Annotated in this window: 28 protein-coding genes; 17 read left to right on the forward strand and 11 right to left on the reverse strand. The window is 64.3% G+C overall.

Going from position 1 to position 22950, the window contains the following annotated elements; genetic code table 11:
- Positions 1-9: 9 nt before the first annotated feature.
- The gene (locus DYI37_RS13085) at positions 10-1029 is read right to left on the reverse strand and encodes an amino acid ABC transporter substrate-binding protein (RefSeq protein ID WP_116683703.1); all 1020 of its coding nucleotides are present in this window, start codon (positions 1027-1029) and stop codon (positions 10-12) included.
- Positions 1030-1272: 243 nt separating this feature from the next.
- Here DYI37_RS13085 and metC point away from each other — a divergent pair, with 243 nt between their 5' ends.
- Positions 1273-2463, forward strand: a complete 1191-nt coding sequence (gene metC / locus DYI37_RS13090) for a cystathionine beta-lyase (RefSeq protein ID WP_116683704.1) — start codon at positions 1273-1275, stop codon at positions 2461-2463.
- 31 nt (positions 2464-2494) lie between these two features.
- On the opposite strand, the gene DYI37_RS13095 is transcribed toward metC, so the two are convergent.
- Entirely contained in the window at positions 2495-3139 is a 645-nt protein-coding gene (locus tag DYI37_RS13095; RefSeq protein ID WP_158555173.1) for a pyridoxamine 5'-phosphate oxidase family protein, read from the reverse strand.
- Positions 3140-3167: 28 nt separating this feature from the next.
- Here DYI37_RS13095 and DYI37_RS20020 point away from each other — a divergent pair, with 28 nt between their 5' ends.
- The 3 genes from DYI37_RS20020 (at position 3168) to DYI37_RS13105 (ending at position 4905) form a co-directional block, all read left to right on the forward strand.
- Positions 3168-3368 (forward strand): hypothetical protein, encoded by a 201-nt coding sequence (locus tag DYI37_RS20020; RefSeq protein ID WP_158555174.1) that lies wholly within the window; start codon positions 3168-3170, stop codon positions 3366-3368.
- Between the two features lie 289 nt (positions 3369-3657).
- A complete protein-coding gene (locus DYI37_RS13100) occupies positions 3658-4641 on the forward strand; it encodes an SOUL family heme-binding protein (protein WP_245413905.1) in 984 nt (327 codons plus the stop codon).
- Positions 4642-4677: 36 nt separating this feature from the next.
- Positions 4678-4905: a hypothetical protein gene (locus tag DYI37_RS13105; RefSeq protein WP_116683707.1), complete on the forward strand. Its 228-nt coding sequence runs from the start codon at positions 4678-4680 to the stop codon at positions 4903-4905.
- 87 nt (positions 4906-4992) lie between these two features.
- Here the strand turns inward: DYI37_RS13105 and DYI37_RS13110 are convergent, their stop codons facing one another.
- A complete protein-coding gene (locus DYI37_RS13110; RefSeq protein WP_116683708.1) occupies positions 4993-6270 on the reverse strand; it encodes an O-acetylhomoserine aminocarboxypropyltransferase in 1278 nt (425 codons plus the stop codon).
- A gap of 187 nt (positions 6271-6457) precedes the next feature.
- Between DYI37_RS13110 and DYI37_RS13115 the strand changes: the two genes are divergently transcribed.
- Positions 6458-7564 (forward strand): Gfo/Idh/MocA family protein, encoded by a 1107-nt coding sequence (locus DYI37_RS13115; RefSeq protein ID WP_116683709.1) that lies wholly within the window; start codon positions 6458-6460, stop codon positions 7562-7564.
- Positions 7565-7678: 114 nt separating this feature from the next.
- Here the strand turns inward: DYI37_RS13115 and DYI37_RS13120 are convergent, their stop codons facing one another.
- The gene (locus DYI37_RS13120) at positions 7679-8503 is read right to left on the reverse strand and encodes an enoyl-CoA hydratase (protein WP_116683710.1); all 825 of its coding nucleotides are present in this window, start codon (positions 8501-8503) and stop codon (positions 7679-7681) included.
- 261 nt (positions 8504-8764) lie between these two features.
- Between DYI37_RS13120 and DYI37_RS13125 the strand changes: the two genes are divergently transcribed.
- The 7 genes from DYI37_RS13125 to argC all read left to right on the forward strand — a co-directional run bounded on the left by DYI37_RS13125 (position 8765) and on the right by argC (position 15051).
- Positions 8765-9190 (forward strand): PaaI family thioesterase, encoded by a 426-nt coding sequence (locus tag DYI37_RS13125; RefSeq protein ID WP_116683711.1) that lies wholly within the window; start codon positions 8765-8767, stop codon positions 9188-9190.
- Positions 9191-9524: 334 nt separating this feature from the next.
- Positions 9525-9989, forward strand: a complete 465-nt coding sequence (gene rplM / locus DYI37_RS13130) for a 50S ribosomal protein L13 (protein ID WP_116683977.1) — start codon at positions 9525-9527, stop codon at positions 9987-9989.
- A 5-nt stretch (positions 9990-9994) separates the two neighbouring features.
- Positions 9995-10471, forward strand: a complete 477-nt coding sequence (gene rpsI / locus DYI37_RS13135) for a 30S ribosomal protein S9 (protein WP_116683712.1) — start codon at positions 9995-9997, stop codon at positions 10469-10471.
- Between the two features lie 206 nt (positions 10472-10677).
- Complete coding sequence (locus tag DYI37_RS13140; RefSeq protein ID WP_116683978.1) at positions 10678-11388, forward strand: class I SAM-dependent methyltransferase; 711 nt, start codon at positions 10678-10680, stop codon at positions 11386-11388.
- A gap of 145 nt (positions 11389-11533) precedes the next feature.
- Entirely contained in the window at positions 11534-12502 is a 969-nt protein-coding gene (gene speB / locus DYI37_RS13145; protein WP_116683713.1) for an agmatinase, read from the forward strand.
- Positions 12503-12761: 259 nt separating this feature from the next.
- Positions 12762-13910 carry a DegT/DnrJ/EryC1/StrS family aminotransferase gene (locus DYI37_RS13150; RefSeq protein ID WP_116683714.1) on the forward strand — a complete coding sequence of 383 codons (1149 nt, stop codon included), beginning with the start codon at positions 12762-12764 and terminating at the stop codon, positions 13908-13910.
- A gap of 88 nt (positions 13911-13998) precedes the next feature.
- A complete protein-coding gene (argC, locus tag DYI37_RS13155) occupies positions 13999-15051 on the forward strand; it encodes an N-acetyl-gamma-glutamyl-phosphate reductase (protein WP_116683715.1) in 1053 nt (350 codons plus the stop codon).
- Positions 15052-15146: 95 nt separating this feature from the next.
- Here the strand turns inward: argC and DYI37_RS13160 are convergent, their stop codons facing one another.
- Both DYI37_RS13160 and DYI37_RS13165 read right to left on the reverse strand, forming a co-directional pair.
- The gene (locus DYI37_RS13160; protein ID WP_116683716.1) at positions 15147-15911 is read right to left on the reverse strand and encodes a dienelactone hydrolase family protein; all 765 of its coding nucleotides are present in this window, start codon (positions 15909-15911) and stop codon (positions 15147-15149) included.
- A 107-nt stretch (positions 15912-16018) separates the two neighbouring features.
- The gene (locus tag DYI37_RS13165; protein WP_116683717.1) at positions 16019-17110 is read right to left on the reverse strand and encodes a COX15/CtaA family protein; all 1092 of its coding nucleotides are present in this window, start codon (positions 17108-17110) and stop codon (positions 16019-16021) included.
- Between the two features lie 192 nt (positions 17111-17302).
- On the opposite strand from DYI37_RS13165, the gene DYI37_RS13170 reads away from it, so the two are divergent.
- Positions 17303-17521: a DUF2842 domain-containing protein gene (locus DYI37_RS13170; RefSeq protein ID WP_116683718.1), complete on the forward strand. Its 219-nt coding sequence runs from the start codon at positions 17303-17305 to the stop codon at positions 17519-17521.
- Between the two features lie 7 nt (positions 17522-17528).
- Here the strand turns inward: DYI37_RS13170 and DYI37_RS13175 are convergent, their stop codons facing one another.
- From DYI37_RS13175 to DYI37_RS13195, 5 genes are all read right to left on the reverse strand, one after another.
- Positions 17529-18014: a TspO/MBR family protein gene (locus DYI37_RS13175; RefSeq protein WP_116683719.1), complete on the reverse strand. Its 486-nt coding sequence runs from the start codon at positions 18012-18014 to the stop codon at positions 17529-17531.
- An 86-nt stretch (positions 18015-18100) separates the two neighbouring features.
- Positions 18101-18367, reverse strand: coding sequence for a hypothetical protein (locus DYI37_RS13180; RefSeq protein WP_116683720.1), 267 nt, complete (start codon positions 18365-18367; stop codon positions 18101-18103).
- Positions 18368-18474: 107 nt separating this feature from the next.
- Positions 18475-19152, reverse strand: coding sequence for a TIGR02117 family protein (locus tag DYI37_RS13185; RefSeq protein WP_116683721.1), 678 nt, complete (start codon positions 19150-19152; stop codon positions 18475-18477).
- 39 nt (positions 19153-19191) lie between these two features.
- Positions 19192-19398, reverse strand: a complete 207-nt coding sequence (locus DYI37_RS13190) for a DUF1737 domain-containing protein (protein ID WP_116683722.1) — start codon at positions 19396-19398, stop codon at positions 19192-19194.
- A complete protein-coding gene (locus tag DYI37_RS13195; RefSeq protein WP_116683723.1) occupies positions 19395-20288 on the reverse strand; it encodes an HpcH/HpaI aldolase/citrate lyase family protein in 894 nt (297 codons plus the stop codon). Before DYI37_RS13195 ends, DYI37_RS13190 begins: the two co-directional genes overlap by 4 nt.
- A gap of 121 nt (positions 20289-20409) precedes the next feature.
- On the opposite strand from DYI37_RS13195, the gene DYI37_RS13200 reads away from it, so the two are divergent.
- The 4 genes from DYI37_RS13200 (at position 20410) to DYI37_RS13215 (ending at position 22918) form a co-directional block, all read left to right on the forward strand.
- Positions 20410-21030, forward strand: coding sequence for a hypothetical protein (locus DYI37_RS13200; RefSeq protein WP_245413906.1), 621 nt, complete (start codon positions 20410-20412; stop codon positions 21028-21030).
- A gap of 117 nt (positions 21031-21147) precedes the next feature.
- Positions 21148-21492 (forward strand): ribbon-helix-helix domain-containing protein, encoded by a 345-nt coding sequence (locus DYI37_RS13205; RefSeq protein ID WP_116683724.1) that lies wholly within the window; start codon positions 21148-21150, stop codon positions 21490-21492.
- Positions 21493-21913: 421 nt separating this feature from the next.
- Positions 21914-22309, forward strand: coding sequence for a VOC family protein (locus DYI37_RS13210; protein ID WP_116683725.1), 396 nt, complete (start codon positions 21914-21916; stop codon positions 22307-22309).
- A gap of 72 nt (positions 22310-22381) precedes the next feature.
- The gene (locus DYI37_RS13215) at positions 22382-22918 is read left to right on the forward strand and encodes a gluconate 2-dehydrogenase subunit 3 family protein (RefSeq protein ID WP_116683726.1); all 537 of its coding nucleotides are present in this window, start codon (positions 22382-22384) and stop codon (positions 22916-22918) included.
- Positions 22919-22950: the final 32 nt, after the last annotated feature.

A 22950-nucleotide genomic window follows, 5' to 3' on the forward strand; every position in this document is an offset into this window, starting at 1 on the left:
GCACTAATCTCAGCGGATCGGCATGCCGTACTGCAGACCGCCCTCGGTCCACAGCGCATTCTGGCCGCGCTGGATCTTCAGCGGCGTGTTCACGCCGATATTGCGCTCGAAGATCTCGCCGTAATTGCCGACCGCGGTGATGACCTGGGCGGCCCAGTCCTTCGGAAGGCCGAGCGCCTCGCCGAAATTGGCATCCTCGCCCAGGAGACGGCGGATATCCGGGTTCTCAGAGTTCTTCATCTCTTCCACATTGTCCTGGTTCACGCCGAGTTCCTCGGCATTGAGCAGGGCGTAGTGGGTCCAGCGGACGATGTTCGCCCAGGAGTCGTCACCCTGGCGCACGGCAGGTCCGAGGGGTTCCTTCGAGATGATCTCGGGCAGGATGGTGTGGTCGTCCGGATTGGCCATCTCCAGACGCGAGGCGGCAAGGCCGGATGCGTCGGTCGTCAGAACGTCGCAACGTCCCGAATCATAGGCCGAGTTCACGTCGGACTGGGACTCGATGACGACCGGATTGTATTCCATGTTGTTGGTCTTGAAGTAGTCGGCGAGGTTCAGCTCGGTCGTCGTGCCGGACTGAACGCAGATCGTCGCGCCCGACAGTTCCAGCGCCGAGCTGACGCCGAGGTCGTTCTTCACCATGAAGCCCTGGCCGTCGTAGTAGTTCACGCCGACGAAATCGAGACCGAGCGCGGTGTCGCGATCCATCGTCCAGGTGGTGTTACGGGCGAGGAGATCGATCTCGTTGTTCTGGAGGGCCGGGAAACGCTGGACGGCCGACAGGGGCGAGAAGGTGACCTTGCTCGGATCGCCGAGGACGGCGGTCGCGACGGCGCGGCAGTAATCGACGTCCAGACCCTGCCATTCGCCCTGATCGTTCTGCGATGCGAAGCCCGGCAGACCGGTGTTGACGCCACAGCGCAGCGTGCCTCGATCCTTCACCGTCTGGGCCGTCTGCGCCGCTGCACCGCTCGCGACGAGGGTGGCGACGGAGAGTCCGAGGGCGGCGGTCAGGAATTTGAGCGACATATACACTTCCCCTACACGGTTCTTGTTATCGTATTTCTGGAAGATCGACCCGCGAACCCCTATGGATGGGCTCTCGCAATTCGATGCGGACGGCGGCGCGCGGCACCAACCCGTTTCGCTTCTCGTCCGGTCGCTATGTCATGATAAATTTTTGTGCAGGTCAACCTTGTGCATAAATTCCGGAAGGCGTTTCCTCATCAAAATGGTGGGAAGCGTTAACGAAGAAGACCCGGGGTCCATTTCTTGAGCCATAAGAACAATCCGAACAAACCGAAACGCGGCGTCGAGACGCGGCTGGCCCATCCGCCCTACGACCCGATGACCATGCACGGTTTCGTCAATCCGCCGATCGTGCGCGGCTCGACGGTCCTGTTCGAATCGACCGCGGCGATGGAGGATCGCCAGTCGCTGAGATACAGCTATGGTCTTGCCGGTACGCCGACGACGCGTGTCCTCGAGGATGCCCTGAGCGACCTCGAAGGCGCATATGGCACGGCCCTCGTTCCATCGGGGCTCGCCGCGGTGACGCTGCCGCTTCTCGCCTTCGCCTCGGCCGGCGATCACGTGCTCGTCGTCGACTCGGTCTATGCGCCGACCCGGCGCTTCTGCCATCAGGTGCTGAAGCGCATGGGCGTGACCGTCGAATATTACGATCCGCATATCGGATCGGACATTGCCGGCCTCATGCGCCCGGAAACCAGCGTTGTCTTCCTCGAAACGCCTGCCTCCAACACGTTCGAGATCCAGGATGTCCGCGCGATCTGCGATGCGGCGCATGCGGGCGGTGCGGTCACCATGCTCGACAACACCTGGGCGACGCCGCTCTTCTTCCGCCCGCTCGACCACGGGGTCGACCTCTCGATCCACGCGCTCACCAAGTATCCGGGCGGACATTCGGACCTTCTGATGGGCTCGGTCTCGGCGAACGAGGCCAGCTGGGGCAAGCTTCTGAAGATGCAGACGGCGCTCGGCATCAATGCGGCACCGGACGACTGCTCCCTCGTCCTGCGCGGCTTGAAGACGATGGCGGTGCGCCTGCACCATCACCAGCAGGCGGCCCTCGATCTCGCCCATTGGCTGGAAGCCCGCGAGGATGTTCTCGAAGTCCTCCACCCGGCGCTCGCCTCGTTCAGCGATCATGAGGCCTTCAAACGCCAGTTTTCGGGGTCGACGGGGCTTTTCGGCGTGGTCGTCGACGGCGACCGCGACGCGGCGAGACGCTTCCTCGACGCCCTCGAGATCTTCGGTCTCGGCTATTCCTGGGGCGGGCACGAAAGCCTTGCCGTGCTCGTGGATCTCTCGGACCGCACCATCGCGAAGGGTCCCGACAGAGGCTCGCTTCTTCGGCTCCAGATCGGCCTCGAAAACGTCGGGGATCTCCAGGCCGATCTCGAACGGGGCTTTGCCGCCATGGCCGGCGGAGACGCGCAGTAGACGGGTCTTCGGCCCAGACGGGCGGGCTGGCTCAGGGGGTCAGCCATTCGCCTTCGACTTGCGCATCCGGACCGCGCCGGAAACGTGAACGGCGATGGCCCTCCCGGGCGAGGTAGAGAACCTCGATCTCCTCGCAGTCGACGGTGATCGCGGCGAAATTCGGCGCCCCCGGATCCGCATCGGGATCGCCGTCCTCGGTGCTGGCGACGTCGGCGTGATCGTATCCGCCCGGCTCGTCGAGCCGCGTGCCGGGACCGGGGCGCACCCTGTAGCAGACGCGGCTCATCGAATTGGCATCGGTGAAGGCCCGGGCGGCAACCGGCGCACCGCCCTGCCCGGCATCCCCGATCGCGTGGACCGTCGCCCGGCCGCGAAGGCGCAGCTGAAGCTTCAAATCCTTGTCGTGGAACAGGAGAGCGACGCGGCCTTCCCGTTCGAGTTCGCCGATCTTGGCGGAGCGAAGATCGGAGTTGAAGCGAAGCCGCCAGGCGCCCTCCTCCACCTCGCGCAATACGACGACCCGGGACCGCGGTGATCCATCCTCGGCAAGCGTCGCGAGCGAGAAGGTCCTGAACCCGTGCTCTCGCTCATCGACCGCGCTCGCCATTTCCCGCAGCGCATTGGCGAGCGTACCGTCGAGGTCGTCATACCAGTCGGGGCGGCCGGCCGTGGTCATCTCGTTTTCCCGTCCATCGCGTTCCGTAATGGCATCGGGATGGTTCGAATTCGCCGATGCCTCGACGATCAAACTGGGAGAAGACGGCGCGGCGACCATCCTCGGCAACGAGGATGCTCTTCCTCGATCCGCGTGGATTGCGCGTTCGCAGCGCCTGCCGATGACGACGGGCAAAAAAAGAGGCGGCTCGGAGGCCGCCTTAGAGTTTGGCTGGAGTATCAGGTCATGAGAAACCTGATGCCGGTCAATGCGCGATGTGATGCAAGGTTGCGACGGTCGCGATATTTTTCCGAACACGGTGAATCAGCCGCTGCGACCACGTGACCGTGGAACCCGCCTTCCCAACGAGCGCAGCGGTTTTTGTTCCGCATCGCAACCAACTCCACAGGCTTGGCGTTGGCGGTGGGAGATTGGCCGTTCGCTTTCTGAAGAGAAGCCGGACGGCAGAGAGACACCAGACCGAGCAGGAGTACGAGATGAGCCGCGATCGTTCAATTATGGACGGATTGTCCGACAGCATGCATTCGATTGGTGAACGACTGGCGGATCTGGAACACGACCTCGCCCATCGCTTCGACCCCCGGCCCTCGCGCTTCGAGCGTGTTCGCCATGCGGTCGCGCGCGCGACCCCGTTCTACAACGAACCGGCCTATGGCAGCTATCTGCCGAGCTTCCTGACCGGCTGGCATACGCCGTCGAAGTCCGATGCCAAGCGCCAGCTGAGGGCTCTCCGCGACACGACGGAGGACGGTTACGATTCGGCGCGCGGCGCCCTTGCCTCGCTGGCATCCTCCATGCCCGACCTGCGTCTGCCCAGGGCGACGAGCTTCAAGCGCGGCATGCAGAGCCAGCGCGGGATCGACAAGCTGCGCAATAGCGCCCGCGATCACGACCGGGAACTGACCGCTCTCCTCATCGCAGGTGGTGCCATCGCGGCGGTCGGCGCGGCCTACTACATCACCAAGAAGATCCAGGAAAGCACCGAGGAACCCGGTTACGACGTCGTTCGCGAGGATGGTGACATCGAGATCCGCGACTACGAGTCGATGATCATCGCGGAGACGGTGAAGAGCGGATATCACGAAAAGGCCCGCAGGGCTGGCTTCGACACCCTCTACGACTACATCGCGGCCAAGAATCGCGGCGGCAAGTCGATCAAGATGACGGTGCCGGTGCTCCAGCAGCTCGCCGACTCCGATGGTCACACGAAGGGCTGGGCCATTCGCTTCGTCATGCCGAAGAAGCACACGATGGCGACCCTTCCGTCACCGGAGCAGGGCGATGTCGCCTTGAAGGAAGTCGCAGCGCGCCGCGTCGTCTCGGTGCAGTTCAGCGGAAACTTCAGCGCGACGCTCGCATCCAAGAAGCTGATGACCCTCTACAATTACATCGCGGACAACAACCTGACCCAGAAGGGCGATCCGGAATACGCCTTCTACAACCCGCCCTGGACGCCCGGTTTCATGAAGCGCAACGAGATCATGATCGAGATCGAGCGCTGAGCCGTCCGAGACCCGAACCGCGAAGGACATTGAAACATGGCTGAACGAGACGACACCGCTCCCAAGGGCGGCGACAAGCCGGCCGGTACGATCGATCCGGATATCCTCAGCGAGGATCAGATTGCATCCGACCGGATGGGCGACAACAAGCTTCAGGCCAAGGACCAGATCGCGCAGCACAACGAGCGCAAGGCCCAGGCCGGGGTCAAGCGGGAACCCGACGAGAACACCCTCGACGCGTTCCGCAAGATGGACGACAAGTAACCGTTCCGTCGGATCGCATCAGACGAGAAAAAGCCCGGTTCAGGCCGGGCTTTTTCGTAGGCGATAGGCAAGGCCGAGTAAGGCGGATCAGAACGCCGCCAGGGCCTGATCGAGATCGGCGAGGATATCGTCGATCGCCTCGATCCCGACCGACAGCCGAACCACGTCCTCGCCGGCTCCGGCGGACTTCCTCTGCTCCTCCCCCAACTGCTTGTGCGTCGTGGAGGCCGGGTGGATGACGAGCGAGCGCGTATCGCCGATATTGGCGAGGTGCGAGAACAGCTTCAGGCTCTCGACGAAAGTGACGCCGGATTGGTAGCCGCCCTTGACGCCGAAGGTGAGAACCGCGCCGGCTCCGTTCGGAGCGTAGCGCTTCATGTTCTCGTGGCTCGGATCGCCTTTCAGACCGCCATAAGAGACCCAGGAAACCTTGTCGTGAGACTTCAGGTGCTCGGCCACCTTCACGGCGTTCTCGCAGTGGCGCTGCATGCGCAGCGGCAGGGTCTCGATGCCCTGGAGGATCATGAAGGCGTTGAACGGCGAGATGGCCGGCCCGAGATCGCGAAGACCGAGGACCCGTGCAGCGATCGCGAAGGACATGCCGCCGAAGGTCTCGTGGATCTTCACGCCGGCATATTCGGGCCTTTCCGCGGACAGCATCGGATACCGCCCCGAGGCCGACCAGTCGAAATTGCCGCCATCGACGATGATGCCGCCCATCGAATTGCCGTGGCCGCCGATGAATTTGGTCAGGGAGTGGACCACGATATTGGCGCCGTGTTCGAGCGGACGGCACAGATAGGGGGTCGCCATCGTATTGTCGACGATGAGCGGAAGGCCGTGCTTCCTCGCGATCTCCGCGATGCCCGCGATATCCGTGACGACGCCGCCGGGATTGGCGATCGATTCGATGAAGATCGCCTTGGTGCGATCGGTGATCGCCGCCTCGAATGTCGACAGATCCGTGATGTCCGCCCACTTCACGCGCCAGTCGAAACTCTTGAACGAGTGGCCGAACTGGTTGATGGAGCCGCCGTAAAGCTGGCGAGCGGCCACGAATTCGTCGCCCGGCGACATGATCGTGTGGAAGACCAGAAGCTGGGCCGCGTGACCGGAGGCGACCGCGAGGGCCGCAGCGCCGCCTTCGAGCGCGGCGACGCGCTGCTCGAGCACCTCCTGCGTGGGGTTCATGATGCGCGTATAGATGTTGCCGAAGGCCTGAAGGCCGAACAGCGAGGCGGCATGGTCGACGCTGTCGAACTGGTAGGATGTCGTCTGATAGATCGGTGTCACCCGTGCGCCCGTCGTCGGATCGGCTTTCGCACCGGCATGGATCGCCTTGGTCTCGAAGCTCTGCTCGCTCATCGTCGGTCTCTCCCCGTCTTGTCCCAATCCGCCATCCCTAACCCACGAGGCCGGGCTTGGACAGGACCGGCGTGGATGTCGCACGCCAAGCTTGCCTGCCGGGTGGTTCAAAGCGCGGCCCCGCGCACTACCATCGCAGGCAATGCCCGCCCACTCCGAGGCGGCCAGACATTCACGGAGTTGTCCCATGCCCAGTTTGGAAGGCAAGATCAGATACGGCGTCGTCGGCGCCGGCTGGATCTCGCAATGCGCCTTCATGCCCGGTGTCGCCCAGACATCGAACTCGATCCTGACCGCCCTCGTTTCCGGAACGCCCGAGAAGAACGATCGGCTCGGCAAGGATTACGGGCTCGAAACCTACACCTACGAGCAGTATGACGAACTCCTGAAGAGCGGGACGATCGACGCGATCTATATCGGCCTACCGAACGACCAGCATCGCAAATTCGCCGAGCCGGCCCTGAAGGCCGGCATCCACGTGCTTCTGGAAAAACCGATGGCGACAAGCCTTAAGGACGCGGAAGCCATCGAGGCCGCGGCCAAAGCATCGGGCGCCAAGCTCATGATCGCCTATCGTCTCCATTGCGAGCCTGGCACGATCTCGATGGTGGAGGCGGTTCGCAAGGGCGAGATCGGCAAGCCGCGCTTCTTCACCTCGACCTTCTCCCAGCGGGTGAGAGCGACGAACTACAGGGCGAAATCCGGCTATTGGGGCGGCCCGGTTCCCGATATGGGCAATTATCCGCTGAACGCCGTGCGCAATCTGTTCGAGGCCGAACCCATCGCGGTCTCGGCGACGGGGACGCGGACGGAGCGCGGTCTCGATTGCGAGGATATCGTCTCGGTGACGCTGACCTTTACCGAAGGCCGGCAGGCGAGCTTCACCGTCTGCTATTCGGGCGCCGGCGCCGACACTTTCCACCTCATCGGATCGGAAGGCTCCATTCGCGCCGATCCCGCGTTCGGGTTCTCACCGGACCTTGCGATCACCTATGAGATCGAGACGGCAGCCGGTGAAAGCGAGACGCGGAAGGCGGCCGTCACCGATCAGTTCGCCGGAGAGACGGACTATTTCTCCGACTGCATCCTCAACGATCGCGAGCCCGAGCCGAACGGCGAGGAAGGCGTCCTCGACGTGCGCGTTCTGGAAGCCATCCAACGCGCGCTCGAGACGGGAGAAGTCCAGACGCTGGAACCCCGGTCGCGCCAGCGGCGGATGGATGCCTCGCTGAAGCGCGAACTGTCCTACGGCAAGCAGCCGGACATGGTCGCGGGCGAGCCGCCAGTGGAGTGAAAAGCGTGAGGCGGGGCGTTCGCAAGGATGCGAACCGCCCTGCCCTGATTCCGCCGGCTGGTCGTTCGGGCGGTTACGCCTGTCGACCGGCTGCGCAGTCTGATCTTCCGGCCGCTATTGCCCGGTCCATTCGGGACTGCGCTTTTCCAGGAAGGCACCGATTCCCTCCTCGGCGTCCCTTGCCAGCATGTTCTCCACCATCACCTGCGCAGTCTGCTCGTAAGCCTCAGAAAGCGGCAGTTCGAGCTGGCGATAGAAGGCCTCCTTGCCGGTCCTCACCGTCAGCGGCGATTTGGCGGCGATCGTCGTTGCGTATTTGCCGATGATCGTTCCGAGATATTCCGGCGGCACCACACGGTTGATCAGACCGAATTCTCGCGCCGTGCGCGCGTCGATCCGCTCGCCCGTCAACAGCATCTCCATGGCGTGCTTGGGCGCGACATTGCGCGAAAGCGCGACCATGGGCGTCGAGCAGAACAGGCCGATATGGACGCCCGGCGTCTGGAACTGGGCTTCTTCCGAAGCGATCGCGAGGTCGCAGGAGGCGACGAGCTGGCAACCGGCCGCCGTTGCGAAACCGCCCACCTCCGCAATCACCGGCTGGGGCAGGCGCACGATCGTCTGCATGAGATCCGAGCAGAGCCGCATGGTCCTCTCGAAGAAGGCACGGCCCCGGTCCTCGTCGGAACGATGCGCGGTCAGTTCCTTTAGGTCGTGTCCCGCACAGAAGGTCTCGCCCTTCGCCGCGAGAATCACGACGCGGCAGTCCGGATTGGCGGCGCAAGCCTCGAAGGCCGCCTTCAGAGCCTCCATCACCTCAATGGAAAGCGTGTTGGCCGGCGGGTTGGACAGGACGAGCCGGGTGATGCCTGGTCCCTCCTGCACCTCGACCGGGCCGGTCTTGCGCGGTTCGGGCGACAGTTCGACGATCTCGGCCATGGCAGGAAGTCTCCGTTTCGAGGCGCTCTGTTCGCCGGCCGCGAACCATCTGCGACCGGATGAGCCGTTCCTTGCCGAAGCGCTTCGACGCTTTCAAGACCGAGCGCCTCGACCTCAGAGCGTCACCAGCCATAACCATCGGGGTTCGCCGTACAAACGAGCGGCCTCGGCCCGGAGAGAGCCGCACCGGGTGGTCATCCATCCCTCTGCAGGCGATACAGGGCAAAGCTGCCCGAAGCGGGCGCAAGGGGAGACAAGCCAATGCCGGGCATCGATGACATCGACGCAATGAACGCCTTCCTCGCGGACCAGTTTCCCGAACTCGAACAATCCCTCGGTGGCTACACGGTCGTGGAGCTTTCCCCGGGGCACCTGACGGCGAGGCTCGACGCGGGCAGCCGGCATCTTAGACCAGGCGGCACCGTATCGGGCCCGACCCTCTTCGCCATCGCGGACGTGACCCAGTGGCTCGCCATCCTGACGCAGATCGGACCGAAAGCCCTGACGGTCACCACCAATCTCAACATCAACTTCCTGCGCAAGCCCCAGCCCGGCGCCCTCCTCGGCAAGGGGTCCGTCCTGAAACTCGGCAAGCGCCTCGCAGTGACCGAGATCTCGATCCTCAGCGAGGCCGATGGCGAAGCGGTCGCCCACGCGACCGCGACCTATTCGATCCCCCAGACCTGATCGGGGATGCAGGCACGCCCGCGCGCCCGCACCGGAAGCCGACGGTCCGAGAGGCGGAGGGCAAGCAGGTTCGGCCCAATTCGTTGCGCCGCCCCGCCGGTCTGACAGACAAGCCGGAACCGCCTCGGATCGATGCGGTATCCAAATACCAATGCGGCGCGAACCGCGCAGATATGGGTTCTTCGGCACGCCAGTCATTTCCATTTGAGCTTGACAGGGCGTCTCTGAGCCCGTAGTGCGACCGTCATGAAGCGCGGGTCGATGGCCCGCTCTTTTTTGTATGGCGCGCGATCATGCCGGCGCCGACCGCAATTCCAAGCACCGGGATCACCCCATGAAGACTTTCATCCAGAAGGTCGAGACGATCGAGAAGAAGTGGATTCTGATCGATGCCGAAGGCCTCGTCGTCGGCCGTCTCGCTTCCCTCGTCGCGCTCCGCCTCCGCGGCAAGCACAAGGCCACCTTCACCCCGCACGTGGACGATGGCGACAACATCATCATCGTCAATGCCGAAAAGGCCGTGTTCACGGGCAAGAAGTTCTGGAACAAGACCTATTACTGGCACACCGGCTATCCGGGCGGCATCAAGGAGCGCAAGGCGCGCGAGATCATGGAAGGCCGCTTCCCCGAGCGCGTCCTCGAAAAGGCCGTCGAGCGCATGCTCCCGCGCGGCCCGCTCGGCCGTCGCCAACTCAAGAACCTGCGCGTCTATGCCGGCGCCGAACATCCGCATGAGGCTCAGCAGCCGACGACCCTCGACGTCAAGGCGATGAACTCCAAGAACGCGAAGGCCGCTTAAGACCCATGTCCCAGCTCTCCTCTCTCGAAGAACTCGGCTCGGCCGAAACGGGCCTCCAGTCCGACGCGCCGGTTCATGTCCAGAAGCTCGACGCCTACGGCCGCGCCTATGCGACCGGCAAGCGCAAGGATGCGGTCGCCCGCGTCTGGGTGAAGCCCGGCACCGGCAAGATCATCATCAACGACAAGGACTTCTCGGCCTATTTCGCCCGTCCGGTCCTGCAGATGGTGCTTCGTCAGCCGATCGTCGCGGCCGATCGCGATGGCCAGTTCGACATCATCGCCACGGTCGCCGGCGGCGGTCTCTCGGGTCAGGCCGGTGCGGTTCGCCACGGCATTTCCCGCGCCCTCACCTTCTACGAGCCGGGCCTGCGTCCGGTCCTCAAGAAGGGCGGCTTCCTGACCCGCGACAGCCGTGTGGTCGAGCGTAAGAAGTACGGCCGCGCGAAGGCCCGTCGCTCCTTCCAGTTCTCCAAGCGCTGATCGAGGGCGCCCGCGCGGCGCTTCTTTCGAATGCTTCCTTCAAAGGGCCGCCGGTCGACACCGGCGGCCCTTTTCGCATCCGCGACCGGACCGGCGGGAGATCGCGGGCGAGCCTCAACGGGTCGTCAACCCTCTTCATTTCGGAAGGCTTAGGACAGAACCGCTATTCCAGTCGTCGAGACGAATGCTCACGAACGGATATGCGCATGTCGACGACGACGCTCAACGATCCCGCAAGCTGGTCCAAGCCCGACCCCATGAGCGACCCGAAAAGCCTCGAACGCGGCTTCCGGTCGAAGCGCTTCGCCCATGTGCGCGAACTCATCGAAGCCTCCGTTGCGAGGACCGGCCGGGCCGACATCCTCGATCTCGGCGGCACCGAATCCTATTGGGTCATCGGCGCCGACTACCTGAAGAGCCTCGGGGACCGGGTGTCGATCACCATGGTCAACAACGAGGAAGCGCCGGACGCGGTGGGCGCCCAGTTCACCAATATTCTCGGTGACGGGTGCGCGCCCGATCTCTTCGCCGGCCGCCAGTTCGACATCGTCCATTCCAACTCGGTCATCGAGCATGTGGGCGAGCGCGACAAGATGAAGGCGTTCGCCGACAATGTCCGCCGGCTCGGCCGCAACTATTACGTCCAGACGCCGAATTACTGGTTCCCGCTGGAGCCCCATTTCCGCGTCGTCGGCTTCCAGTATCTCCCCCTCGCGGTGCGCGCGGGGCTGATGCGGCGGTTCAACATCGGCTTCTTCCCGCGCGCCAAGACCGCGGAGGAAGCCTGGGACAATGTGCGCGAGGTTCGCCTCCTCGACCGGCGCATGATGCGCGAATTCTTCCCCGATGCCGACATCCGAATGGAGAAGGTCGCGGGCCTCAACAAGTCGATCATGGCGGTGAAGCGGGCCGACTGAACGACTTCGTCACGCAACTCGTCCGGGGCGGCCGCCCGTGCCGCCTCTTTTTGCGTTCGCCGATCTGGCGCCTATCCGTTCGAAACTGCGGCGACGTACTCCATATCGCAGGTCGTCACCGCCAGTTTCAGGACGCGCCTCCATCGTGCCCATTCCATCGCCTGACCACGCCTTCACGGCCGCGAACGATCTCGGCCCCTCCGCCGATCCCACCTATGCCGGCGCCCTGTCGTTCATGCGCCGCCGCTTCTCGAAGGACGTCGAGGGCGCGGACGTCACGGTCTGGGGCGTGCCGTTCGACGGCCTCGTCTCGAACCGTCCGGGCACGCGGTTCGGCCCGCAGGCGATCCGGCGCGCATCGGCGATCTTCGACAACGATCCGCAATATCCCTTCCATCACGACATCTTCGAACATCTGCGCGTCGTGGACTACGGCGACTGCGCGCTGGACTACCGGTTTCCCGAGCGCGCGCACGAGGCGATCCGGAAAGAAGCCGGCGATCTCCTTTCGAAGACGGGCTTTCTCCTGACGCTGGGTGGCGACCACTCGATCACACACCCGCTGCTTCAGGCCCATCACGACCGCCACGGCCCGATCTCGCTCGTGCACTTCGACGCCCATCAGGACACCTGGCCGATCCCGCGCCGGGCCGAGGACGGCACGCCCCGCTCGGATCACGGTTCCTTCCTGACCGCCGCGATCGGATCCGGCCTCGTCGATGCGGCTTCGTCGATCCAGATCGGCATCAGGACGCATGCGCCAGAGACCTGTGGCGTCGAGATCCTCCATGGCTACGATGTCGAGGAGATGAGCGCGACCGCGATCGCCGAGCGCATCTATGCCCGCACGGGCGGAACGCGGGTCTATCTGACTTTCGATATCGACTGTCTCGATCCGGCCTACGCACCGGGAACCGGAACGCCCGTCGCGGGCGGCCCCTCCTCCGCCAAGATGCTCTCGGTTCTGTATCATCTGAAGAATCTCGACTTCATCGGAGCCGACGTGGTCGAGGTCTCGCCGCCATACGACCATTCGGATGTGACGGCGATCGCCGGGGCGAGCGTCGCGATGTATGTGCTCGGCATTCTCGCCGGGAAGAAGGCGGTGGCCTGATTGTGCCGGAGCACGCCGGCGGTGGCGCATCCGACGACCCCGCAAGCTCCGCGCAAGCTGCCGTTCACGCACCGGTCCGACGCCAGAGGCGGCGTGATGACGCCATATTCGGCGCCGATAGACGGGCATCGCCATCGAAGGCCAGTCTCCCGCAACCCGTTCCTTCGCCATCTGGTAAGGAAGCGTCACGTTTTTTGACTGGCCTTATCGCGCCGTCTCGGCCACCCCTCGCGCCGAACCTTTTCATCGGACGAAGCTCATGAACCGCACCCCTCCGCCCCAGGCCATTCCCTTCATCGATCTGGCGACCCAGCAGGCCCGCATCCGCGAGAAGGTGGACCGGCGCATGGCGGCGGTGCTCGATCATGGCGCCTATATCATGGGCCCGGAAATCGCCGAGCTCGAGGAGAAGCTCGGCGCGTTCGGCAAGGCGAAGCACACCCTGTCCTGCTCCTCCGGCACGGATGCGCTCGCCCTGCCGCTGATGGCCTGGGACCTGCGGATGGGAGACGCCGTCTTCTGCCCGAGCTTCACCTTCGCGGCGACCGCCGAGGTCGTCGCCTGGCTCGGAGCGACACCGGTCTTCGTGGATGTGGACCGGGACACGATGAACATGGATCCGGCCAAGCTCGACCTCGCCATCGAGGCCGTGAAGCGCGAGGGCAAGCTCAAGCCCCGTGTCGTCATCGCCGTCGATCTCTTCGGACTGGCAGCCGACTACGCCGCGATCCGCGCGGTCTGCGACGCGCATGGGCTGAAGCTCGTCTCCGATGCCGCGCAAGGATATGGCGCGACCACGGACGGCAAGCTCTCGATCGAATGGGCGGATGTCGTCTGCACGAGCTTCTTCCCGGCAAAGCCCCTCGGCTGCTACGGCGATGGCGGGGCCATCCAGACGAATGACGACGACCTCCAGCGCATCATGCACTCGCTCCGGGTCCATGGGCAGGGCAAGGACAAGTACGATTGCGTGCGCATCGGCATGAATGCGCGCATGGACACCCTCCAGGCCGCCATCCTGATCGAGAAGCTCGCGATCTTCCCGGACGAGATCGAGGCGCGGATGCGGATCGCACGGCGCTATGGCGAGCTTTTGAAGGGACATGTCGTCCCGCAGGCGCTTGCCGAGGGCGCGGTCTCGACCGTTGCGCAATACACCGTTCGCCTGCCCCAGCCGGAGCGGCGCGAAGCGGTCCAGGCCGCCCTGCGCGAGGCCGGCGTGCCGACGGCGATCTACTATCCGATTCCGCTCCATCGCCAGACGGCCTATGAGCGCTTCGAGGTCGCTGGCGGGGAGCTGACGGAAACGGACGGATTGTCCCGCGAGGTCATCAGCCTGCCCATGCATCCCTATCTGTCCGAAGAGACCCAGGACCATATCGTCGAGGCTCTGATCGGAGCCCTTTGAGGGGTCCGACAGAAAGCCGGTTCACAGGGGTCGGTCGGATGCTTTAAAGCGGGACTTCAAGACCGGACGATCACGGGAAAGCAGCATCATGGAAAAGATCAAGGTCGGCGTCCTCGGCGCCAGTGGATATACCGGGGCGGATCTCGTGCGCCTCGCCCTTCGCCACCCGGCGATCGATCTCACGGTGCTGACGGCCAACAGCCATGCCGGCAAGCCGATGCGGGACGTGTTCAAGCATTTCTCCCATGTGGACCTTCCGGATCTCATCTCCATCGACGATGCCGACTGGAGCTCGGTCGACGCGGTGTTCTGCGGCCTGCCCCACGGCACGACCCAAGCGATCGCGCAGCAGATCTTCCGGAACGATCCGAAGGTGAAGATCGTCGACATGTCGGCCGATTTCCGGCTGCGGGACCCGGACGTCTACAAGGAGTGGTACGGCCTCGATCATGTCGCGACCGAGATCCAGCCCGAGGCCGTCTACGGCCTGACGGAACATTACCGCGACGAGATCGCCGGTGCGCGGCTCATCGCCTGCCCCGGATGCTATCCGACGGCCGTGCTCCTGTCGCTCCTGCCGCTCGCGACCGCCGGCCTGATCGACACCACCGATATCGTCATCGATGCGAAGTCGGGTGTTTCCGGCGCCGGGCGGGGCCTCAAGGAGAACACCCTGTTCTGCGAGGCAGGCGAAGGCCTGTCGCCCTATGCGGTCGGCAAGCACCGGCACATGGCGGAGATCGAACAGGAAATCGGGAAGGCCAGCGGCAGGCAGGATCTGCGCGTCAACTTCACCCCTCACCTCATTCCCATGAGCCGGGGCGAACTGACGACCAGCTATGTGCGTCTGGAAGGCGGCAGCACCGCTGCCGATCTGAAGGAGACCCTTCTGACGGCCTATGCGAGCGATCCGTTCGTCACGATCCTCGACGGGGAGACCCTGCCGCAGACCCAGATGGTCCGCGGCTCCAACTATGTCGCGACGAACGTCATTCCCGACCGCATTCCGGGACGGGCCATCGTCATCTCCACGCTCGACAACCTGGTCAAGGGATCGGCCGGACAGGCACTCCAGAACTTCAATCTGGCCTTCGGTCTCGACGAGACGCTGGGACTGGAGCAGCTGCCCCTCTTCCCCTGAGCTGGGCGCCTGAAATCGAAAAGGCTCCGCGCATCGACGGGATACGCGGAGCCTCGTGACGGGACGGTCTCAGCCGAGACCGCGACGGCGTCGCCTCAGCCGAGATTGTCCTTCAGGAACTGCTGGAATACGAGCCAGGAATTTTCGTCGGCACGCTGCTGGTAGCGGTCCGATCCGAACACCGTGAAGGCATGGGGCGCGCCGGAATAGACGTGCAGGCCGTAGGTGATGCCCTGCTTTTCCAGCGTATCGGCGAGTTCGTAGGCCTCCGAAGGCGGCGTCGAATCGTCGGCTCCGCCCTGGAGGATGAGGATCGGCGCGGTATCGTCACGATAGCTTTGGCCTTCGGGCGTCGTCAGGCCACCATGGAAGGCGGCATAGCCCGCGATGTTCTCGGCACTGATGGACCGGGCCGCCTCCATGGCCGCCGCACCGCCGAAGCAATAGCCGATGATCACGGCCTGGCCGGCATCGGACTGGCCGCGCGCAGCTTCCAGGCCGCCGACGATCCGCGCCCGCATCGCCTCGCGATCCTCGTAGAGCTTGTTCGTCTCCGCCTTCTTGGCCTCGGTCGATTCGGGACGATTGCCCGCACCATAGAGATCGACCGCGAAGGCATCGTAGCCGAGTTCGGCGAGCATGTCGGCACGCTCCATCTCGTAGTCGTTGAGGCCGTCCCAGTCATGGATGATGAGGACGAGGCCGGCAGGCTCGCCATCGCCCGAGGCCGGCGCGTAATAGCCCTGATAGTCGCTGTCCTCGACCTTGTAGTCGACGCTTTCGCCCGCGAAGGCACCACCGGGGAACAGCGCCAGCGAGGCCGTGCCGGCGGCGGCCATCAAACGTTTGCGCATCTGCATGACGTGTCACTCCTGAATAAGGTTCGATCACAGGTCAGGCTAGGGCGCGCGGGGGCCACCTCAACCCGGCGGACTGTCGCGGCCTTGGCAGGGGGCTCGCCCAAGCTTCAGGCTGCGACCCGTTCCGGCCGCGGATACTCCCCGATGAGCCCGCGCGCATGGATGACGGCGAGCGCCAGCACCGCAACGCCGCCGAACTGGTGCAGGAGGCCCCAGGAGATCGGAACGACGAGTAGAAGAGTGACGATGCCGACCATCGCCTGACACACGACGCCGGCAAACAGCAGCCAGGCCGTCAGAGCATGGCGGGTGCCGGGCGCGATCACTTGGGCGGCGATGGCGTGGACGAGCGTGACCGCGAAGAGCGAATAGGCCGTCATGCGGTGGACGAACTGGATCGTCAGATGGTCCTCGAAGAGACTGACCCAGGCCGGGTCCATCGCGAAGAGGTTGGACGGGATCCAGGCGCCGTCCATCAGGGGCCAGGTGTTGTAGATGAGGCCGGCATTGAGGCCCGCGACGAGCCCGCCGAGATAGATCTGCAGGAAGACCAGCGCGAGGATGAAGAGCGCCACCGCCAGGGAGCCCTTGGTTGGCGCGGCCTGGAAGTCCCGTCGCTTCAGACCCTCCGCCACCCACAGACAGGATGCGAGGATGAACGAGGCGATGATGAGATGGGTCGCCAGGCGGTACTGGCTGACATCGGTCCGGTCGACGAGCCCGCTTGCCACCATCCACCAGCCGATGCCGCCCTGGATCGCACCGAGAACGAAGATCCCGCTCAATCGCGGCTTGAGGAAGGGTTCGAGCCGGCCCGTCGCCCAAAAGAAGACGAGAGGAACGGCGAAGACCACGCCGATGGTGCGCGCGAGAAGACGGTGCGCCCATTCCCACCAGAAGATGGTCTTGAACTCGTCGAGGCTCATGCCCCGATTGATTTCCTGATATTGCGGAATGCGCTTGTAGAGATCGAACTCCTCCTGCCATTCGGTGGCGGAGAGAGGCGGAACGACGCCGTGGATCGGCTTCCATTCCGTGATCGAGAGACCGGATTCGGTCAGCCGCGTCGCACCGCCGACCGTGACGATCGCGAAGACCATCACCACGACGATAAGGAGCCAGAGGCGGACCGCGCGTCGGTTTTGCTCGATCCGGGTGTCGGAGGGGGCCTGTGCCCTGTCGAAAGTCGCCGTAGTCATGGAAAAAGCGTCTGCACCCGAACTTGGGCGGAAGCAAGCTGGCCGAGCGTCGCACGTCCTTGCTCGATCACAAAAATTGCGGGCCCGTGCCCGGCCGCGAACCGATGCCATCGGTCGCGGCGGGAAGGTGCTGGAAACCGCCACGATCTTCGCCCATTAAGGGCCGACGCCACGAACGCGCCAAGGAGCACCATGCCCGTCCGCCTCAAGAAGTTCATCGGCACGATCGTCATCATCGTGCTCGTGACCCTCTACGCCCTCCTTGCGACGACGATCGCCGTCGGCTTCCTCGGCGAGTCGAGCGGCTGGGTGCACCTCGCCTATTTCTTCTTCACGGGCTTCCTCTGGATCATTCCGGCCATGGTCGTGATCAAGTGGATGGAAACGCCGCCCCGGCGCGAGCGCAGATAAGGACCGCTCAGGCGGCCTTGCCCGAAAAGGCCCCCGGATTGCGCTGCCAGACCGAATAGTTGAGACAGGCGGCCGCCGTGACCCAGACGAGATACGGCACGAGAAGAAGGCCTGCCACGAGATCGATCGGCAGGAACAGGACGATGTTCGCCACGACCGTCAGCCAGAGCAGGACGACATCGCCGAAAGCGAGATCGGCGCGTCTCGCCCCGAAGAAGAAGGCCGACCAGGCGGCGTTCAGAACGAGCTGCACGCCGTAGACGAGGAAGGGAAGCGCGACGAGGCCGTCCGCCTCGTAGACGCGCCAGCCCGCGATCGCGATGAAGAGGTAGAGGACCGACCAGACCGTCGGAAACGCCCAGTTCGGCGGCGTCCACGAGGGCTTTTCGAGCCGCTGATACCAGGGCCCCGGCTTGAAGACCGCACCACTCGACGCAACGACCAGCACGATCGCGAGGAAGGCGAGGAAGCTCATGACGGAACCCGTAAACATCGCCTGATCCGATCGTTACATCATTACTGTGCCCAACATCGGCGGTCTCGGCGCCGGGCGCAAGGGTGTGCGGCTGCGAAAGCCGATCAGTCCCGGCTGACGAAGCGGCTGAACTGCTGATTGTCGCCTGAGGCGTCGATCAAAAGGGCGAGCTTCTGGTCCTCGAAGATCTCGAAGAACCGGTCCCAGGAGATCGGCTCCAGCCCGTCATTGTCCTGGCCATGGTCGAAGCGCAACAGCCCCGGCCCCTTCGATCCGTCTTCGGTATCGGCGACGATCGCCGGACGCCCTTCGGAGTCCGCCGCCCAGGCCTTGATCTTGTCGTGATCGGTCAACTGCTTGGAATCGGCCATCGGATGATCTCCTCGAAATCCCGTTTCGTTCTTTGAGTAGACGCCTCCGGCCGCGTTCCGTTCCAGCCTTTGCATCATCCGTCTTGTCGGATCGGCGCCAGGATCGCTCAGTTGTGCAGCCGGATCGACCATCTCAGCAGGAAGGGAAGCGGCGTCCACATCCCGGTCGTCGCCCCCGCCTCGCGGAGCATCTCGCCCGTCCAGGTATTGCAGCCGAACAGGACCTGGAACCAGCCGACGGCCGGATAGAACCGGTCGACCGAGCCATAGCCGGGGAAGGTGGAGCCGGCTTCCGTCGCCGCGAAACTCGAAGCGATCGCGTCGAGCATGCGCCGATAGCCGGCCTCGGTCAGTTCGATCGGCATGAGGAAAGGAGCATCGGATGCAAGAGGCCCGGCGAGATCCACATGCAGCACCGATCGGTCGCCCAGAACGGAACGCAGGACCGGCCAGACCCTGAAATCGGCCCAGGTCGGTGTCGTGACGTAGAACGTCTCCCCACCCCAGCCGACGATCAGCCAGCGCGCGTCCGGCCGGGCGATGTCGACGCCGCCCTCTTCGAGGAAGGCGAACCGGGCGCGCGTCTCGGCATCGAGGGGAACCGCGATATCCGTGTGGATCGGATTGGACAGGACGTAGATCTGCCGCGCCGGAGCGTCCGCGTCGCCGGTCCGAATACCGGCTCGCGGCACGACCACGCCGAGTGCGAGCGCGAGGACGACAAGACCGAAGACGGCCGCGATCCATCCGAGGACGGAGCGCGTGCGTGACGCCCCCCGGCTCACGATATCGGAAAGGGGTGTGCCCCCGGAAATGGACGCACCCTACTGTTCGCCGAGCTTCATGTTGGGATCGTAGGTCTTGCCTTCCACTGTCTTCACGACGGCCTGGCCGCAGCGCATCGTCCCGCTCGCCTGATCATAGGCATAGGTCGGCGACCCGTAGAGGTCCCAGCCCTTCGACAATGCGAGCGAAACCTTGTGGCAGAACGAGGAGTCGTCCGGGCCGGACAGAAATCGGTAGAGGATCATCGAGGCTCTCTGTTCGTCGCGACGCGGGCGGCGATCGCATCCTTCAGCTTCAAGATATGGTCGGCGACGCCGAGATGAAGGCGGTCGATGCTGCGACCATCGAGGCTCGCCGTTCCGCTTTCGAGATCGGGCGAGGACTGGAAGGCCTCGATGACCCGCTCCGCCCAGGCGACCGCATGGGGTTCCGGGCTGAACCGTTCGTTGACGGTCGCGATCTGCGTCGGGTGAACGACGATCTTGCCATCGAAGCCGAGGCGGCTTGCGGCCGTGCATTCGCGTTCGAGCCCATCTGCGTCGGACACGTCGCCGAACGGCGCGTCGATGGCATCGAGCCCTGCGCTCTTGGCGGCAAGGATCAAGCTTGCGAGCCAGGGCAGGAGCTCGGTCCGCTCTGCGTCGGGGCGGATCCCGGCCGCGAGCTTCAGGGTCGCCGTCCCCGCGACGAGCGCGCTCAGGCGGCCGGGAGCCTCCTCTGCGATCGCGGCGACATTGACGATGCCCTTCGGGGTCCCGATCAGAGCCCAGAGCTTCAACCCCTCTGGGGCATCCGTCTCCGTGAGCGCCGTCGCGATCTGGGACACGACGCTTGCATCCTCCACCTGCGGCAAGAGGATTGCGTCCACGCCGGCACCCCGTGCGGCCAGGAAATCCTCCGTTCCCCAGACCGTATCCAGCCCGTTGATCCTGACGATCCGCTCGCCCCGGAACCGGGATTGGCGAAGATGGTCGCGCAGCCGCTCGCGCGCGGCCGGCTTTTCGCCCGGCGCGACGCTCTCGGTCAGATCGAAGATCAGGCCGTCGGCGTCGAGAGTGTCGGACGCTGCGAGCGCCCGCTCGTTGCCGGCGGATACGAGAAGCAGGGATCGGCGGGGACGTGGGGTATTCGGCATGGTCTCACATCGGGATCGTTACGTTTTCAGTCGGCAACCAAATCGCCGCTCGGTGATCTCGGCATCGCGCCTGCTCCGCCTTAGGTAGGACGGCGGTGGTTCGAGGACGGGAAGCGATCGAATGGGGTTCTGGAGCTGGATCGAGGAGCATACAAGTCTCGTCGGCCTCTTCGTCAACATGGCGATGCTGGTCGTCTGGATCATGTATCTCCAGCTGCTGCTCAACGGCTATCGCCGCCTTCGCCAGGCCTCGATCCTCGTCACGCGCGGGGCGGGTTCCGGCCTCGGCGCGCGCTGCCTGATCACGAATATGAGCCAGGAGCCGATCTACGTCACGAGCCTCATCGTCGAGGTTCGATCGAACGGAACATGGAACGAGACCCAGCTGACGGATATGCGCGATCTGCCCGAAGAGCTGGGTTCCGATCCGACCTCGGCGATGCGGCAGGGCAGTCTGGAGCGGGGACAATATCTCGATATCGGCCATTTTAGTTCGCTGCTCGATCAGCTGGCGAGCAACGATCCCGAAATCAGGAGTGCCCGCGATATCGACGCCGTGAAGATCACGGTCGTCGCACTCTACGGACCCGAGACGCTTCCCGTCGGGGCAAAGCGGATGTTCACGATCGACCGCAATCACGAGAACGGCTCGCGTGTCATACCGAACAGCGTGAGGACCGAGCAGATCTACCGCAAGAGGGAACGTCGACGCCTTCTGAAAGAACTCGAAAAATATCTTTGAACACCCGGCCGTGAGCGAAAGGGACCGGGAGACTGCGTCACAGAAGGAGGTTCAAACCGAATTGGAACTCGTCTAAGCTGCGCAGAACAGCGGGAATGGTCGCGGAGGGAACGTCACATGTGCCATCTGTTCGCCGGGATACCGGCCGAGGATATCGAGGGTGAGACCCGTTCGGTTCGGCTGGGCGGTCATTCCACGTCGATCCGGCTCGAAGCCGCTTTCTGGCGCACGCTCGAGAGCCTCGCCGAAGGCCAGAACATGAGCCTTGCGAAATTCCTGACGACGCTTCACGACGAGGTTCTGGATCTCAATGGCGAAGTGCGCAACTTCGCGTCCCATCTGCGTTGCGCCTGCCTCGTCTATCTGGAGCGCCGGAGCCAGCAGCAATCGGCCCGCCATGCGGCCGCCCGCATCGATCGGCTGAGGCAGGAACCGGCCGAGCCCCTTCCCCTCGCCAGCTGAACGATCGGGCCGACCGAGCGTGCCGGGCCCTCGCCGGCCGGTTCGCGAGATCGATGCGCCTGCTGCCTTCCGCAGCGTCCAGCGAGGTTGCGCGCGATCATCGTAGCGGCCTCGGTCCGAGCAGTCGTATCCACCGCAGGCGGAGGTCGATCTCATCTGCCGGAACCGGGCGGATGGGCGGGCCCCAAACGCTGCGCATTTCGCGCCGGACAACCCTCGCCGCCATCGGCCGAGCCGGGCACCGCGAGGGTTCGAAAACCCGCGAACGGCGATCCCGCCGTGTCACACGATCCTACTACCCGCTGTTTTTACAATCATCCTAAGATCGACATCCGACGCATCGCAAAGGTCGGGCGACGGCGGCTTCGTCCACCGCGAGGATCTGCCGTCGGATCTGAATGAAAGGGCGAGGACGACAGTTTTGGCAAAAATGATCCACACCATGATCCGGGTTCTCGAAGAGGCGCGCTCGGTCGCGTTCTACGAGAAGGCGTTCGGCCTGAAGGTCGCGGACCGCTACGCATTCGACGGTTTCACCCTCGTCTACATGTCGAATGCCGATGCCACGCACGAACTCGAACTGACCATCAATGCCGACCGGACGGAGCCCTACGATCTCGGCAACGGTTACGGCCATATCGCGGTCTCGGTCGGCGATGTCGAAGCCGAGCATTCGCGCATGTCCGAGGCAGGGCTTCAGCCCAAGGACGTGAAGGAGATCAAGCACGAGGGCACGCTCCTCGGCCGCTTCTTCTTCATCGAGGATCCGGACGGCTACAAGATCGAGGTTTTGGAACGCGCCGGGCGCTTCCAGTAAGTTCCGACGGCGCGCGCTCCGGGGGAGCGGAGCGTGTGCCCGACGGGTCAATCGCCATCGGGAGGAAACGATATGGCGCTTCATGACGAAAGACTGGCATCCAACCGACGCGGCTTCCTGAAGGGCGGCATCGGCCTTCTGGCGATGACGATCATGCCCTCGGGCCTCGTCGTCGGGCAGGCCTGGGCCAACATGCCCCGGTCCACCCAGCCGCAGACCTTCGCGACCCTCGTGCAGATGTCGCGCGACTGCTATCCCCATCCGCAGATCGAGGACAAGTTCTACGCGAACGCCGTCAACATCCTCGACGAGGCCGCCCGTGCGTCGGCCGAGGAGCGCGATCTTCTCGAGAGCAATGTGGCGGAGCTGGACAGGAGCGCGCAGGAAGCCCACGGCACGCGCTATTCGGAGATCGAGTCCGAGGACGATCGCACGGCCCTCCTCAAGCTCATTGAGGACGGCGACTTCTTCCGGAAGGTGCGCAGCAATCTGACGGTCGGCCTCTACAACCAGAAGGAGCTCTGGCCGCTCTTCGGCTACGAGGGCGCCTCCGCCGACAAGGGCGGCTATCTGGATCGCGGCTTCAACGACATCGACTGGATTTCCTGAGCGCGCCGATCGCCGGCGCCGGATGGACCGGC

The organism is Fulvimarina endophytica (genome assembly GCF_003403015.1).
Lineage (GTDB): Bacteria > Pseudomonadota > Alphaproteobacteria > Rhizobiales > Rhizobiaceae > Fulvimarina > Fulvimarina endophytica.

What these genes read in the sequence shown, in the direction of transcription:
- DYI37_RS13085 (WP_116683703.1), bottom strand. Translation starts at nt 1,029, where the DNA reads ATGTCGCTCAAATTCCTGACCGCCGCCCTCGGACTCTCCGTCGCCACC.
- DYI37_RS13095 (WP_158555173.1), bottom strand. Translation starts at nt 3,139, where the DNA reads ATGACCACGGCCGGCCGCCCCGACTGGTATGACGACCTCGACGGTACG.
- DYI37_RS20020 (WP_158555174.1), top strand. Translation starts at nt 3,168, where the DNA reads ATGGCATCGGGATGGTTCGAATTCGCCGATGCCTCGACGATCAAACTG.
- DYI37_RS13100 (WP_245413905.1), top strand. Translation starts at nt 3,658, where the DNA reads ATGCATTCGATTGGTGAACGACTGGCGGATCTGGAACACGACCTCGCC.
- DYI37_RS13105 (WP_116683707.1), top strand. Translation starts at nt 4,678, where the DNA reads ATGGCTGAACGAGACGACACCGCTCCCAAGGGCGGCGACAAGCCGGCC.
- DYI37_RS13110 (WP_116683708.1), bottom strand. Translation starts at nt 6,270, where the DNA reads ATGAGCGAGCAGAGCTTCGAGACCAAGGCGATCCATGCCGGTGCGAAA.
- DYI37_RS13115 (WP_116683709.1), top strand. Translation starts at nt 6,458, where the DNA reads ATGCCCAGTTTGGAAGGCAAGATCAGATACGGCGTCGTCGGCGCCGGC.
- DYI37_RS13120 (WP_116683710.1), bottom strand. Translation starts at nt 8,503, where the DNA reads ATGGCCGAGATCGTCGAACTGTCGCCCGAACCGCGCAAGACCGGCCCG.
- DYI37_RS13125 (WP_116683711.1), top strand. Translation starts at nt 8,765, where the DNA reads ATGCCGGGCATCGATGACATCGACGCAATGAACGCCTTCCTCGCGGAC.
- rplM (WP_116683977.1), top strand. Translation starts at nt 9,525, where the DNA reads ATGAAGACTTTCATCCAGAAGGTCGAGACGATCGAGAAGAAGTGGATT.
- rpsI (WP_116683712.1), top strand. Translation starts at nt 9,995, where the DNA reads ATGTCCCAGCTCTCCTCTCTCGAAGAACTCGGCTCGGCCGAAACGGGC.
- DYI37_RS13140 (WP_116683978.1), top strand. Translation starts at nt 10,678, where the DNA reads ATGTCGACGACGACGCTCAACGATCCCGCAAGCTGGTCCAAGCCCGAC.
- DYI37_RS13150 (WP_116683714.1), top strand. Translation starts at nt 12,762, where the DNA reads ATGAACCGCACCCCTCCGCCCCAGGCCATTCCCTTCATCGATCTGGCG.
- argC (WP_116683715.1), top strand. Translation starts at nt 13,999, where the DNA reads ATGGAAAAGATCAAGGTCGGCGTCCTCGGCGCCAGTGGATATACCGGG.
- DYI37_RS13160 (WP_116683716.1), bottom strand. Translation starts at nt 15,911, where the DNA reads ATGCAGATGCGCAAACGTTTGATGGCCGCCGCCGGCACGGCCTCGCTG.
- DYI37_RS13165 (WP_116683717.1), bottom strand. Translation starts at nt 17,110, where the DNA reads ATGACTACGGCGACTTTCGACAGGGCACAGGCCCCCTCCGACACCCGG.
- DYI37_RS13170 (WP_116683718.1), top strand. Translation starts at nt 17,303, where the DNA reads ATGCCCGTCCGCCTCAAGAAGTTCATCGGCACGATCGTCATCATCGTG.
- DYI37_RS13175 (WP_116683719.1), bottom strand. Translation starts at nt 18,014, where the DNA reads ATGTTTACGGGTTCCGTCATGAGCTTCCTCGCCTTCCTCGCGATCGTG.
- DYI37_RS13180 (WP_116683720.1), bottom strand. Translation starts at nt 18,367, where the DNA reads ATGGCCGATTCCAAGCAGTTGACCGATCACGACAAGATCAAGGCCTGG.
- DYI37_RS13190 (WP_116683722.1), bottom strand. Translation starts at nt 19,398, where the DNA reads ATGATCCTCTACCGATTTCTGTCCGGCCCGGACGACTCCTCGTTCTGC.
- DYI37_RS13195 (WP_116683723.1), bottom strand. Translation starts at nt 20,288, where the DNA reads ATGCCGAATACCCCACGTCCCCGCCGATCCCTGCTTCTCGTATCCGCC.
- DYI37_RS13200 (WP_245413906.1), top strand. Translation starts at nt 20,410, where the DNA reads ATGGGGTTCTGGAGCTGGATCGAGGAGCATACAAGTCTCGTCGGCCTC.
- DYI37_RS13205 (WP_116683724.1), top strand. Translation starts at nt 21,148, where the DNA reads ATGTGCCATCTGTTCGCCGGGATACCGGCCGAGGATATCGAGGGTGAG.
- DYI37_RS13215 (WP_116683726.1), top strand. Translation starts at nt 22,382, where the DNA reads ATGGCGCTTCATGACGAAAGACTGGCATCCAACCGACGCGGCTTCCTG.